Genomic DNA, 14336 nt, shown 5'->3' with positions numbered 1-14336 from the left:
AGAGGTCCATCCCGTTTTAATTCTTACGAAGACGGATGGGTGACGGACAAAAAGTCCGCTGCGACCGAGGCTTTGGGCGAACGCCCGCCGAAAGGTCCGACCAACAAAAATTCGGAACAGTTAAAGCGCTAACTCGGAGATGACTATCATGGACAGGACTGAGCATTCCTATATCCCGACTCTGGTCGAACAGATGTCGAGCGGCTCGATCGGCCGCCGAGAATTCCTGCGCAAGGCGACACTGCTTGGTGTCTCGGCGGCAGCCGCCTATTCGTTGGCCGGCGTCGCGATGCCCGGCATCTCCGTGCAGGCCGAGGACATGCCTAAAGGCGGGAATCTGCGGATCGGCATGCGCTGCATGGAAATCAAGGATCCGCATCTGGCCGACTTTGCCGAAAAGTCGAATGTCATCCGCCAGGTTTGCGAGTATCTCACCCTCACGGACCGCAATAACATCACCCATCCCTACCTGCTGGAAAAATGGGAGGTCAGCGACGACCTGAAGACGTGGACGCTACACGTGCGCAAGGACGTCCAGTGGCGCAAGGGCAGGCCGCTGACGGCTGACGACGTAATCTGGAACCTGAAGCGCGTCTGCGATCCAGCAATCGGTTCGTCGATGCTCGGGCTTTTCACCGGCTATCTCGTGCAGGAATACGAAACAGGCGAAAAGGACGAGAAGGGCACTCCCAAGAAGTCGAGCAAGCTTTGGGCCGACAACGCCATCGAGAAGGTCGACGATTACACCGTCCGCCTTAACTGCTCCTCGCCCCAGATTGCGGTACCCGAGCACCTCTATCATTATCCGATGTTCATCATCGATCCGGAAGAAAATGGTGCCTTCGGTGCCGACGCGAACGGCACTGGCCCCTTCGTTATCACCGAGTATATCGTCGGCAAGGGTGCCAAATACAAAGCCCGCACCGACTATTGGGGCGCCGGCCCCTTTCTCGATACGTTCGAATATGTCGACCTCGGCGACAATCCTGGTGCAGGTATCGCGGCCATAGCCTCCAAGCAGGTCGATGGCCTGTCGGAAGCCGATGCTGTGCAGATCAATGCGATGAAGAATTTCCCGCATGTCACGGTCCATCAGGTCGAGACGACCCAGACCGTCGTTGCCCGCATGCATCCCGATATCGACCAATTCAAGGACAAGCGCGTGCGCCAGGCGATGCGTTATGCGATCGACCGAGACAAGGTCATCCAAACGGCGCTTCTCGGGGCTGGCATTCCTGCCGAAGATCATCACGTCGCGCCCTCGCATCCGGAATATGCGACCTTGCCGAAATACCCCCGTGACATCGAGAAAGCGAAGAAGCTTCTGGCCGATGCCGGCTATCCGGATGGTTTCGAGTTCGACATGGTCACTCGTCCCGATCCGATCTGGGAACTGAACACGGCGCAGGTCCTCGCCGAACAGTTCAAGGACATCGGCGTCAAGATCAACATCAAGTCCCTGCCAAGCGCCCAATACTGGGAAGTCTGGACGACAGCTCCATTCAGCCTGACCGCCTGGGGTCACCGACCGCTGGCAATCATGACGCTGTCGCTTGCCTATCGTTCGAATGCCGCCTGGAACGAGTCCAATTATTCCAACGCAGATTTTGACAGGCTGCTGACCGAAGCCGAGGGTATTCTCGATCCGAAGGAACGCAGCAAGGTCATGGCGAAAATCGAGGCGATCATGCAGGACGACGGCCCGATCGTTCAGCCCTTCTGGCGTGTTTTCTCGACCGTCATGGACAAGAAGGTCAAGGGCTTCGAGCTCCATCCTTCGCAATACATCTTCGCGCATCAGTACGCGATCTCGGCTTAACCTCCCGCCGGGCGCCTGGCCGCGTTCGCGCGGTCGGGTGCTGGGCCCGGACATTCGGATTCCTCCGGCTATGGCGATTTTTCTTCTCAAGCGCTTGGCGATGATGGTCGTGACGATGCTCTGTGCTTCGTTTCTCGTCTTCGCCGTCTGCGAGTTCACTCCCGGCAGCGTGGCGCGCAAGTCGCTCGGTCCCTTCGCCACCCAGCAGCAGGTGGATCTGCTGTCGCAGAAACTGAAGGCCAATGATCCGCTGCTGGTGCGCTACGGCCGCTGGCTTGGTGTGCTCGTCGGCGCAATCCCCGATCCCCTTCAGGATCCGACCACCGGGTTGAACTTCAAGGATCCGCGTGGCGCCCAGTATTTCGGCAACTTCGGCTACTCCACCCTGAACAAGCTACCCGTCAACGACGTCATCTGGGATCGTCTCGGCAATACGTCCATCCTCGCCGGGCTGGCGTTCCTGCTGATCGTCCCGCTGTCGATTATTTTCGGCATCTTGTCGGGGCTGAAAGAGGGCGGGGTGCTGGACCGGACGCTTTCGGTCATCTGTATCACTTTTACCTCCATTCCGGAGTTCGCGTCAGGCGTCTTCCTGGTGACGCTCTTCGTGATCCTCTGGCCAATCCTGCCTGGTACCAGCCCTTTGAACAGCGATGGCGGCTGGGCCGTGCCCTACCAGTTCGTACTGCCCGTTGCCGTGCTGGTCATCTACGATTTCGGCTATGTCGCCCGTATGATCCGCGTCTCGATGATCGGCGTTATGGAGCGGCCCTATATCCGCACCGCAATCCTGAAGGGTATGAGCACGCGCCGCATGGTGCTAGGGCACGCACTCCGCAATGCGATGATCGCGCCCTTCACCGTGCTTTTGTTGCAGATCAACTTCCTGATCAGCGGCGTCGTCGTGACCGAACTCGTCTTTGCCTATCCGGGCTTCGGCCGCCTGATCCTTGACGCAAGTCTGTTCGGCGATATCGCAACGCTCGAGGCTGCCACGCTGATCACAGTCGCTATCGCCGTTGTCACGCAGCTGCTTGGCGACCTTGGCTACATGCTGCTCGATCCACGTATCCGGGTGAGGTAAATCATGGCTGTTCAAGACAACATCACCGCAGCAGTCGCGCCACCGCCAAAGCGTACCGAAAGGCCCAGCTGGATGCGCATTTTCCATTCGCGCACGGCCGTCGTCGGGCTCTGCCTCGTGCTCTTATGGGTACTTGCCGCGCTTCTCGCACCGATCCTGCCGCTGCCGTCGCCGACGGATTCCGATGTCATGGCGATGAGCAACCCCTATCCTTCCGCTGCCCACTGGTTGGGGACCGATATTCTCGGTCGTGATATGCTGTCACGGTTGATCTTCGGCGCTCGCACAGTGCTTTCCGTTGCGCCGCTGTCTGTGGCGGTTGCCATGATCGTCGGCATCGCGATGGGGATGATTGCAGGCTATTATGGCGGCTGGGTCGATGTGCTGATCAGCCGCTTCTCGGACATCATCCTGGCCTTTCCGGTTCTCGTTATCTACGTCATCCTGATCGCCAATATCGGACCGTCGGTCCTGAATATCGTCATTGCGACCATGATTGCCTCGGCGCCGGGTATCGGTCGCATAACGCGCGGCCTGGTGCTGGGTCTGAAGCAGCAGGAATATGTCGCGGCAGCAAAGCTGCGTGCGGAAAGCACGCTCTACATCATGATCGTCGAACTGCTGCCGAACTGCCGCAGCCTGCTGATCGTCGATGCCTGCCTTCGCATCGGCTACACGATCATTACCATCGGTATTCTCGGTTTCCTCGGCCTCGGTCTGCCGCCACCGAACCCGGACTGGGGTGGCATGGTCAAGGAAAGTGTCACTGTCCTGAACGTCTGGCCACACATGTCGCTGATCCCGTCTGCCGCGCTCGTCAGCCTGGTCCTCGGCTTCAACCTGCTCGCCGACGGCATGCGGGAGGCATGGAAACCATGAACATCATCGCGTCCAGTCTTCAAGGAGCGGCCATGTCCATCACGCCATTGATCGATCGTGAACCCGTTCTCGATATTCAGAACCTGTGCATCGAGTTTCGCGGCAAGAGCGAGACGGTGGTTGCGATCCCCGATCTCTCATTCAAGGTCATGCCGGGTGAAAGCTACGGTCTCGTGGGTGAATCGGGTTGCGGCAAGAGCACCACGGCCATGGCGATCATGGGCTATCTCGGCGCGACCGGCGTAGTTGCTGGCGGCAGCATCCGCTTCAACGGCAAGCAACTGGTCGATGCCTCCCCAAGGGAACTGCGTTCCATCCGCGGACGGCAGATCGCCATGGTCTATCAGGATCCGATGAGCGCTCTCAATCCGGTGATGACGGTCGGTGCGCAGCTTGCCGAAGTCCCCCTGCTTCACCTGAGCGCCAGCAAAAAAGACGCGATGGCCATGGCGGAAGCTATGCTCGCCGACGTTCGCCTGCCAGATCCTGGCGACATGATGAAGCGGTATCCGCATCAATTATCCGGTGGCCAGCAGCAGCGCGTGGTCATCGCCATGGCATTGCTTGCCAAACCGTCCTTGCTATTGCTTGACGAGCCAACGACCGGGCTCGATGTGACCGTCGAGGCCGCGGTCATCGATCTGATCGCCGAATTGCGCCAACGCTATTCGACCAGCCTGCTGTTCATTTCGCACAATCTCGGCCTGATCGCAGAAAGCTGCGATCGTCTCGGCATCATGTATTCCGGCGAAATGGTGGAGGAGGGAACGACATCAGAAGTATTCCGCCGGCCGAGGCATCCATATACGCGCGGCCTTATCGATTGCATTCCCGACATTACCGGCGATAAGCGCAGCCGTACGCTCGCTGCCATCCCCGGTTCGATCCCGCTGCCGCAGGAAAGACCGCAGGGCTGTCTTTTCGGGCCGCGCTGTTCGAGTTTCGTCTTTGGCCTCTGCGACCGTCCGGGCCTTGTTCTGGAGCCGGCGGCGGAAGAGCATCTGGTGCGCTGCGTCCGCTGGCCGGAAATTTCGGCAGCGGAAGTAACGTTTGCTCCGGTTGAGACACAGATCATTGCAAAATCGACGGCGATAACGCTGTCTGATGTGAACCGTCTCTATCCCGTCGGCCGCCAGAAGACCGTCAAGGCAAACGAAGCGGTCAGTTTCGAAGCGGCAACAGCCGAGATCGTGGCGCTGGTCGGCGAGTCCGGCTGCGGAAAATCCACGCTGGCGCGCATCGTGTCGGGTCTCGACAAGGCGACATCGGGCGAAATCCGCATGGCTGGCGAAAACATCGCCGAATTGGAGGCCCGCGATCGTCCACGCGCGTTGCTGCAACAGGTTCAGATGATCTTTCAGAATCCTGACAGTACGCTCAATCCGTCGCACTCGGCCGTTTTTTCCATCCGGCGCTCGATCAAGAAGTTTGGTATCCGCAAAGGAAAGGCCGAGATCGAGCAGCGCGTCCGCGAGCTTCTGGAAATGGTGCGTCTGTCTCCGGCCGTCGCGGACCGAAAGCCGAACCAGCTGTCCGGCGGCCAGAAGCAACGTATTGCCATCGCCCGCGCCTTTGCGGCGGAACCTTCGCTCATCGTCGCCGATGAACCGGTCTCGGCACTCGACGTCTCAGTGCAGGCCGCGGTCGTGACGCTTCTTCTCGACATTCAACGGGAAAAGCATGCCACCATGCTGTTCATCAGCCACGACCTGGCGCTGGTTCGCCACGTGGCAGACAAGGTCGTGGTCATGTATCTCGGCAAGATCATGGAGCAGGGGACCGTCGAGGAGGTCTTCGGTGAGGGCGCGCATCCCTATACTGAAGCACTTCTCTCAGCGATCCGCAGCCCGCACCCGGATGAAGCCCCGCGCGAGCGTATTCGCCTGTCCGGCGAAACACCGAGCGCGGTCAACGTACCCGCCGGCTGCCGTTTTGCGACGCGGTGCCACCGCAAGCTCGGAAGCATCTGCGACACCGCTCCGCCCCCACTGCGCAAGATGTCCGATACGCACGAGATCCTCTGCCACATCGAGCAGGTAGATCTGGCCGCCCGGCCTTCCGTGCTTGCTCCCGCCGAAAAGGCATAATGATGCGCGCTCCCGATAGGACGATTGGTGACTTCTGGCGGAAATCCGCGGGGCTTCGTGCAATCCTGCATGTCATGGCGAGCATTTGCATCGTCGCGACTGGCAATTCTCTTTTGACGACCACAGTTTCTCTTCACCTCAGCGACCCCGCAATCGATACCAACATCGTCCAGTTGTTGCTGACGGCGTTTCCCATAGGCTTCCTTGCCGGCTGCCTGTCTGCCCGTTTCATGGTCGTCCGCTTGGGCCATGAGCGGGCTTTCCTGGCCGTCGCATTGCTCGCTGCTTTCGGTGCCTGCGGTTACATGCTGACGGAAGCCGCTTCAGTCTGGTTTTGCCTGCGTCTGATCAACGGTTTTTCCATCGCAACGCTGTTCGTCGTTTCCGAAAGCTGGATCAATCTTTACGCGGACGAGAAGAACCGAGGCGCCTATTTCTCGCTCTATATGCTGATGACGTCACTGGCGACACTGTTTGCGCAATTGCTTGTCGAAACGGCCGGAGCGGGCTCTCCCCATCTCTTTCAGATCGTGCTCGGCGTCATCCTGCTTGGACTGATCTACGCCCGCTTTGTCGGTGGGCCTTGGCCCACCTTGCGCCTGCCGCTGGCAGTGACGGTCGATGCCGGTAACGCTCACTCCGGGCATCGGTATGGTATCTGGCGGCTCGTCGCTCTCGCACCAGTAGCTGTCGTCTGCGTCTTTCAAGCGGGCATGACGAATATGAATGTTTATACGATGACGCCGATCTATGCGGAGCGGGTGCACCTCGACGCGGCGGTCGCCGTGACACTGGTAACCGCTTTCAGCCTTGGCGGCATGCTCGCTCAGGCGCCGGTCGGATGGTTGTCGGATCGTATGGACCGGCGCGTTCTACTTCTCGTTCAGGGATTGGCGGGAGCAGGACTGTGCGCAGCAATCGCTTGGCCTGGAACCTATCCGCAGCTGCTTCTTTACGGTCTGTTTTTCGCCTATGGCGCGATTGCGCTGACGATTTATCCGGTCGGTATCGCATACGCTAACTCACAGCTCGACAGCCATCATATGGTCTCGGCATCGGGTAGCCTGCTGCTCCTCTATTCGATTGGCAACATCATGACACCTGGGCTCGCCGCCCAGCTGATGGAGCTGTTTGCACCGCAGGCACTCTTCCTTCTGCTCGGGAGCGGCGCGTTCCTGGTTGCTGCCGCTGCCTGCTTCAATCTTCTGCGCCGTCCGATCGGCACTACCAAACCGTGCCTTGTTTCGGGAGGAAGCGAATGACACCCGCCAAGCCTTATGACCTCGTGATCCGTCGTGGCCGTGTGGTGCTGCCGGATGCGACCAGGCAGATCGATATCGGCGTTCGCGACGGGGTGATTGCGGCGCTCGGGCCGGATCTGTCCGAGGGGAAACATGAAGTCGCGGCCGAGGGGCGGATCGTACTGCCCGGCGGCGTAGACAGCCATTGCCACATGGATCAGCAGCCATGGGAAGGGAAGGCGACAGCTGACGATTTCAACACCGGTACGCTGTCGGCGATGTGCGGCGGCACGACAACGGTGGTTCCTTTCGCCATGCAGATGCGTGGCCAGTCGCTACGCGACATCGTCGAGGATTATCACGAGCGCGCCCGTCCGAAAGCGCATATCGACTATGGTTTTCACCTGATCGTCGGCGATCCCTCAGCCGAAGTGTTGCGCAACGAAATTCCTCAGCTGATCGCCGAAGGCTGCACCTCGATCAAGATCTACCTCACCTATGACGGTTTGAAGCTCGATGACTATGAGGTGCTGAATGTGCTCGACCTTGCGCGCGCGCAAGGCGCGATGGTCATGGTTCACGCGGAGAACGACGCCTGCATTCGCTGGCTGACCGAAAAATTCGTTGCCGCGCGCAAGACCGAATTGCGCTACCACGAAAAGGCGCATTCAGCGATCGGCGACCGTGAAGCGACCTTCCGGGCGATCAGCCTTTCGGAACTGATCGAGACGCCGATCCTTGTCAGCCATGTCGCTGCGGGGGGCGCCGTCGAGGAGATCCGGCGCGCCAAGGCGCGCGGGCTCCCGATCTACGCCGAGACCTGCCCGCAATACCTCTTCCTTTCGGCCGAGGATATCGACACCCATGATCTCTCCGGCTCCAAATGCGTTTGCACGCCGCCGCCGCGCGACAAGTCGAACCAACCTGCAATCTGGGCTGGCATCCAGGACGGAACGCTGGAGGTTTTTTCTTCGGATCATTCGCCTTGGCACTATGCCGATAAGATTGCGGGCGGGCCGGGAACGCCGTTCCACCGAATTCCCAATGGCATTCCCGGCATCGAGACGCGACTTGCCCTTTTGTTTTCGGCAGGCGTGAATGGTGGCCTGATCTCGCTGCAGAAATTCGCCGAGCTCACGTCCAGCGCGCCGGCACGCCTTTTCGGGCTTGCTCCGCGCAAGGGGCAGATTGCCGTCGGGGCAGACGCCGATATTGCGATCTGGGATCCGGATCGCAGCGTGACGATCACCAATTCCATGCTGCATCACGCCACCGACTACACGCCCTATGAAGGGCAGGTCGTCAAGGGCTGGCCCATAATGACGATCTCGCGCGGCGATATCGTGTGGGATGACGGAAAGATCCTGGCGGGACCGGGCCGCGGCAAGTTCATCGCAAGAGAGAGGCCTTTCCCGCCGCAGCAGGGACTCTCGAAGGTCCTCGCATCATGACGACGCCGATGTCACGCCTTCAAGGCAAGGTGATTTTTCTGACGGGGGCAGCAAGCGGCATCGGCGCGGCGATCGCGCGCCGTTGCATCGACGAGAAAGCCATCGTGATCTGCGCAGACCAATCGCTCGATGAAGCAGACGCGCTTGCGAAATCGCTCGGTCCGCAGGCGCTGGGTGTTCAATGCGAGGTTACCGAGAGCGGCTCGGTCAAGCGTGCTGTGGAGGCTGGCCTGGAACATTTCGGGCGCCTCGACGGTCTCGTGCACAACGCGGCCGCACCTTCGATGGATGGGAGTGTCGTCGAACTTGCCGAGCCACAATGGCGCCTGGAGATCGATGTCATCCTGACCGGAGCCTTCCTTGCCAGCAAATACGCGCTTCCTGCCATGATCGAAGGCGGCGGCGGTTCGGTCGTCTTCATCGCATCGCAATTCGCTCATGTTGCAACCGGCAGGTCCGTTGCCTACTGCGCCGCAAAGGCCGGTCTCGTGCATCTCGCCAAGGCCATGGCGGTTGACCATGCGGCGGATGGCATCCGCGTCAACAGCCTCTCGCCTGGGGCTGTCGCCACCCCGCGACTGCTGCAACGGTGGCCGGATCTCAAAGCAGCAAATGCCGGGTTAGGCCCCGCGCATTTGCTCGGACGCATCGGGCAGCCGGAGGAAATAGCCGCCGCCACTGCCTTCTTGTTGTCGTCGGATGCATCGTTCGTCACTGGAACCGATCTCCTGGTCGACGGCGGCTACGCGACGCGCTGATACCTGTGTTGAAAATCTTTGGATGGATTTGAAATGACCCTTCTTGTCACCGGTGGAACCGGCTTCGTCATGAGCGTCCTCGCACGGGAATGGCTCGAACGCGATGCCGATGCGCGCGTCGTCATTCTCGATCGCGCCGGCCTGGATGCGATGGCGGAGCGCTATTTTGCGCCGGTCCGCGATCGACTGACGGTGGTCACCGCCGACATCTGCGAGCCCACTCAATGGGAAGCGACACTCGACAGCCACAATGTCCGCTACGTGGTGCATGGCGCCACCGTTACCCCCATCTCACGCGGCAGCGCGGCTGAGGCAAAGCTTCAGCCAGAGGCCGAAGACCCGGCCAGGATCGTCGATGTCAATTTCTCGGGCACGGTGCGTATTCTCGAATGGCTGAGAAAGCGTCCCGGCATCCAACGCCTCATCTTCGTCAGTTCGGGATCGGTCTACCGTCATCACGGGCCGGACTGGACAAGCGAACCGCTTCCGGAAGACGGCTATGTTGCACCGCTGACGCTGTACGGCATTTCCAAATTTGCAGCTGAGATGGTCGTCAACCGCTACGCCGATCTTTTCGGCCTGTCGGCGGCCTCCGTCCGGCTTGCGTCGGTCTATGGGCCGATGGATCGGGTCACCGGCAGTCGCAATTTTCGGCATGTGCCAAACCGCGTCGCCCATATGGCGCTTGCCGGGGAGACCGTCAGGCCAAACAGCCTGGAACCTGTCGGCGACTATGTCACCTCGACGGATGTGGCCGACGCGATCATCGCGCTGCTCCTCGCAGAGCGCCTTCGTTACCGGCACTACAATATCGGCAGTGGCGAGACTTCGACCATCGGCGACATCATCGGCTGGGCGAAGGAGCGTGCGCCTTCTCTGCAGGTCGAAGTGAGCCCGGCGGAAACCGCCAACATCATCCAGGATATTTCACTGAAAGACGGCATGTGGGGAGCCTACGACATTGCCCGTATCGCGCGGGACACGGGGTGGCGGCCACGCAGTGCCAGGCAGTCGTTCCACGACTACATGGACTGGATCGTCGAAAACGAAAATCAGAGCGAGGGAAAGTGATGAGCGCTGCTGCAAAAGATCAATCGCGCGATTTTGTCGGCTATGGCCCGAACCCGCCGGTCATCACCTGGCCAGGTGGCGTCAAGCTGGCGATCAACCTTGTGCTGAACTACGAGGAGGGCGCCGAATATTCCTGGCTCGAGGACGGGCAAAACGACAACTGGGGCGAATACAATATTCCCAACAGTCCGCCGCTGCGCGATCTCGGCACCGAGACGCATTTCGAATATGGCAGCCGCGCCGGCGTCTGGCGCTTGGCACGACTGTTCGACCGTTACGATATTCCCATAACGGTCTCGGCTTGCGCCGTTGCGCTGCAGAAAAACCCTGCCGTCATCAACTGGATGAATGCCCGCGGCCATGATCTGCTCGGCCACGGCCTGCGCTGGAGCGAATATTCCGGCATGCCGCGCGATGACGAGGAGCAGCAACTCCATGAAGCAGTCGCCCTCTATGAGAGGTTGACCGGCAAAAGGCCGATGGGCTGGAATTGCCGCTCCTTTCCCAGCGTCAACACCCGCGACCTGATCGTCAGGGAAGGCGGCTTCCTCTATTATTCGGACCCCTGCAACGACGATCTTCCCTATTTCCTTGATCACGAGGGTACGAAGCTTCTCGTTGTACCCTATTCGAAGACGCTGAACGACAGCCGCTATCTGATCGCGCCGGGCTACAGCAATCCGCGCGACTTTGCCGAGGATTGCCGATCGGCGATCGACTACATGATCGGTGAAGCGGACGAAACCGGCGGGCGCATGCTGACGATCGGCGTGCATGCCCGCTGGATGGGCCAGCCCAATCGCGCTTCAGGCCTGCGTGACGTTATCGAACACGTCAGGAAGACCCCCGGCGCCGCCTTCATGCGGCGCGAAGACATCGCCCGTTACTGGATCGATCATCATGGCTGACGGTACGCATGCACTGCCGAACGGCCATCTGCGTACAGAGACGATGAGTGGCGCCGAATATATTGCCGGGGTCCTGAAGGAGGAAGGTGTCAAACAGATCATCGGCTTTCCGGCAAGCGAGCTTTTCGATGCCTCAGCCGCGCTCGACATTCCGCCGCTGATCGCCCGCACGCAACGCGTCGCCGTCAATATCGCAGAGGGTTACGCCCGCGCGACGGCCGGCAAGGAGCTTGCGGTTGTCACCGTGCAATATGGTCCGGGAGCCGAAAGTGCATTTGCCGGCATTGCCCAGGCTTTCAACGACCGCGTGCCAATGCTGTTCCTGCCGACCGGCTACCCGCGCGGATCGGAAGCGATCGCCCCAAATTTCGAATCCCGGCGCAACTTCCGGCACATTACCAAATGGTGCGAGGCGGCAACGCAGGTCGATGATCTGCCGAAGCTGATGCATGCGGCCATTTCGCGTGTGAGAAACGGGCCGCCGGCGCCGGTCCTGCTCGAATTGCCTGTCGATCTGCTGGCCGAGAGGCTTGATGCGCTACCGACCGATCATCGTCGACCACGCCGTAGCGTGCCGCAGGCCGGCGAGCGTGAGGTGGTCGATCTGGTTGAAAGCCTGCTCTCCGCCAAGACTCCGGTCATTCTCGCGGGGCAGGGAGTGCTCTCAGCATCGGCCACGCCGGAATTGGTAGAGCTTGCCGAACTCTTGAACATTCCCGTCATGACGACTCCGAACGGCAAAAGCGCCTTTCCGGAGGACCATCCGCTTGCTCTCGGAACGGCCGGACGCGCCCGGCCCGCGACCGTCGACCATTTTCTCGAAAAGGCGGATGTGGTATTCGCGCTCGGCAGCAGCCTGACGCGCTCTTACTACATCCTGCCGGTCCCTGACGATAAAGCCATTCTGCAGGTCACCCTCGACGAGGCGGATCTCGGCAAGGACTATGCGGTTGCCCAGGGCGTGGTCGCAGACGCCGCCTCGGTCCTGAAACAGATGATCGCACTTATCCGCCGCGATTATCTCCCTCTCGGCGAACGTCAGCAGCCGGCAGCAGAAATCGCCGCCATCCGTGCCGCCTTCATGGAAAAGTGGATGCCGCTGCTGACATCGGACAGCATGCCGATTTCGCCCTATCGCGTCGTCTGGGAAATCATGCAGGCGATCGATCCGAAGACCTCGATCGTCACGCATGATGCCGGCAATCCGCGCGACCAGTTCTGCCCGTTCTACGTGGCAACTACGCCCGGCAGCTATATCGGCTGGGGCAAGACGACCCAGCTTGGCAGTGGCCTTGGGTTTGCGATCGGGGCCAAGCTTGCGCGCCCCGATGCGACGGTCGTCAATCTGATGGGGGAGTCCGCCTTCGGGATGGTCGGCATCGATTTCGAGACCGCCGTGCGCTGCAACCTGCCTGTCTTGACCATCGTGCTCCGCAACAACGTGCTCGGCGGCTACGCGAAAAGCATGCCGATTGCCACCACGAAATATGGCGCAAACCAGGTGACAGGCAATTACGCGCCGATCGCCGAGGCGCTCGGCGGCCACGGGGAGTGCGTGCGCGACCCGGCACAATTACGCCCTGCATTGCTGCGCGCGCTCGCCAAGGTCAAGGCTGGGCAGGCAGCCCTTGTCGAGGTCGTCACGCACGAAGAGCCGCGGCTCGCGGGTCTGCGGTAGGGAGGCGGAGGTGGAAATGTTCGACACGCTGATTACCGGCGGTATGGTCATCACTGCAACCGGTCAAAGCCCGGCGGATATCGGCGTTCTCGACGGACGCGTCGTGGCCCTGCTAGCGTCGGGCGAACCCGCGATGGCGCGCAGCTTCATCGATGCGAGCGGCAAACTCCTGCTGCCCGGCCTGGTCGACGCCCACGTCCATCTGCGCGAACCGGGGCTGACGCAGAAGGAAGACTTCGAAAGCGGCACGCATGCCGCAGCGCTTGGTGGCGTCACGACCATCCTCGACATGCCGACGGACGATCCGTGGACGGCAACCGCGCAGCAATTGTCCGATAAGATGGAAAGTGCTGCGGGGCGGATCAGTGTTGATGTCGGTTTTCAAGCAGTAGTTTCGAAGCGCTGTGACAGCCTGGAGGACCTGCTTGCCTTGTCACCTGTTTCTCTTGAACTGTTCACTGCCGACGTACCCGTCGACTACTGTTTCGACAGTCTGGATGATGTCACTGAGATGCTGCGCCGGTTGGCAGGCGTCGGGCCGGTGATCGGCGTTTCCCCTGGCGACCAATCGATCCTCGAGGGCAGCACCGGACGTGACCGTGGTGGCGATATCCAGGCATTTCTGGCAAGCAGACCGCCACTCGCCGAAGCCGGGGGTATCGCTCGCGCGGTGTTGGCGGCGGCCGAGACCGGGGCACGCGTGCATGTGCGCCAAGTCAATTCGAAGCTTGGAATCGAGACCTGGCGCCGCCTTCATGGCATGGCGGATGTCACCGTCGAAACGACGCCGCAGAACCTGTTCTTCACCTCCGGCGCATACGAGACCGCCGGCGCCAAACTCAAGGGATTGCCTCCGTTCCGCAGCCACGAGGATGTCGCAGCCCTGCGCAATGCGGTCGCGGAAGGACTGATCACAATCATGGCCACGGATCACGCGCCGCATAGCCGGGCCGAGAAGTCGGCGGCCTATGGATCATTTGCCGACATTCCCGGTGGGATGCCGGGCCTCCAGACGCTGCTTGCGGTGATGTTGGATCTTGTTGCTGAAAAGCTCATCGCACTTCCGGATCTGGTGCGCATGTGTGCCTATAACCCTGCTCGCCGGTTTGGGCTCGGGCTCTCGAAAGGATCGATCGCCGTCGGCTGCGATGCAGACATCCTTGTTGTCGACATGACCCGCTCCACCGCTATCACGGACGCCAGTCAGCTTTCGCGTGCGGGCTACACGCCGTTTCACGGCAGACGCACCGCTGGCAAGCTGACGCATGTCCTCCTGCGCGGCGAGTGCATCGTCAAAGACGGAACGCTCATTGTTCCCCGCCGCGGTCAAGTTGTCCGCAGCGTCGCCTGAAGGAATTCC

The 14336-nt window shown here is 60.7% G+C and carries 11 protein-coding genes; all 11 read left to right on the top strand.

The window, feature by feature from the left end:
- Positions 1-148 precede the first annotated feature (148 nt).
- The 11 genes from A6U98_RS11515 (at position 149) to A6U98_RS11465 (ending at position 14327) form a co-directional block, all read left to right on the top strand.
- Positions 149-1819 carry an ABC transporter substrate-binding protein gene (locus A6U98_RS11515; protein WP_064649885.1) on the top strand — a complete coding sequence of 557 codons (1671 nt, stop codon included), beginning with the start codon at positions 149-151 and terminating at the stop codon, positions 1817-1819.
- A gap of 70 nt (positions 1820-1889) precedes the next feature.
- Positions 1890-2903 (top strand): ABC transporter permease, encoded by a 1014-nt coding sequence (locus A6U98_RS11510; RefSeq protein WP_064649884.1) that lies wholly within the window; start codon positions 1890-1892, stop codon positions 2901-2903.
- A gap of 3 nt (positions 2904-2906) precedes the next feature.
- A complete protein-coding gene (locus tag A6U98_RS11505; RefSeq protein WP_064649883.1) occupies positions 2907-3782 on the top strand; it encodes an ABC transporter permease in 876 nt (291 codons plus the stop codon).
- 32 nt (positions 3783-3814) lie between these two features.
- Entirely contained in the window at positions 3815-5869 is a 2055-nt protein-coding gene (locus A6U98_RS11500; RefSeq protein ID WP_245304511.1) for an ABC transporter ATP-binding protein, read from the top strand.
- A complete protein-coding gene (locus tag A6U98_RS11495) occupies positions 5869-7131 on the top strand; it encodes an MFS transporter (RefSeq protein WP_064649881.1) in 1263 nt (420 codons plus the stop codon). The genes A6U98_RS11500 and A6U98_RS11495 overlap by 1 nt, the downstream gene beginning before the upstream one ends.
- On the top strand, positions 7128-8561 hold the full coding sequence (gene hydA / locus A6U98_RS11490; RefSeq protein ID WP_064649880.1) for a dihydropyrimidinase: 1434 nt from the start codon (positions 7128-7130) through the stop codon (positions 8559-8561). Before A6U98_RS11495 ends, hydA begins: the two co-directional genes overlap by 4 nt.
- An 8-nt stretch (positions 8562-8569) precedes the next feature.
- Positions 8570-9319, top strand: coding sequence for an SDR family oxidoreductase (locus tag A6U98_RS11485; RefSeq protein WP_245304510.1), 750 nt, complete (start codon positions 8570-8572; stop codon positions 9317-9319).
- A gap of 33 nt (positions 9320-9352) precedes the next feature.
- Entirely contained in the window at positions 9353-10390 is a 1038-nt protein-coding gene (locus A6U98_RS11480; RefSeq protein ID WP_064649878.1) for an NAD(P)-dependent oxidoreductase, read from the top strand.
- Positions 10390-11298, top strand: a complete 909-nt coding sequence (locus A6U98_RS11475; protein ID WP_064649877.1) for an allantoinase PuuE — start codon at positions 10390-10392, stop codon at positions 11296-11298. Before A6U98_RS11480 ends, A6U98_RS11475 begins: the two co-directional genes overlap by 1 nt.
- Positions 11291-12976, top strand: coding sequence for a thiamine pyrophosphate-requiring protein (locus A6U98_RS11470; RefSeq protein WP_082933883.1), 1686 nt, complete (start codon positions 11291-11293; stop codon positions 12974-12976). The genes A6U98_RS11475 and A6U98_RS11470 overlap by 8 nt, the downstream gene beginning before the upstream one ends.
- Before the next feature lie 16 nt (positions 12977-12992).
- Positions 12993-14327, top strand: a complete 1335-nt coding sequence (locus A6U98_RS11465) for a dihydroorotase family protein (RefSeq protein ID WP_064649876.1) — start codon at positions 12993-12995, stop codon at positions 14325-14327.
- The last annotated feature ends 9 nt before the right edge of the window (positions 14328-14336 follow it).

Source organism: Rhizobium sp. WYCCWR10014 (assembly GCF_001657485.1).
Classification (GTDB): domain Bacteria; phylum Pseudomonadota; class Alphaproteobacteria; order Rhizobiales; family Rhizobiaceae; genus Rhizobium.
Note: the sequence above shows the minus strand (reverse complement) of the source record. Positions and strands in the feature narration are given on the sequence as shown.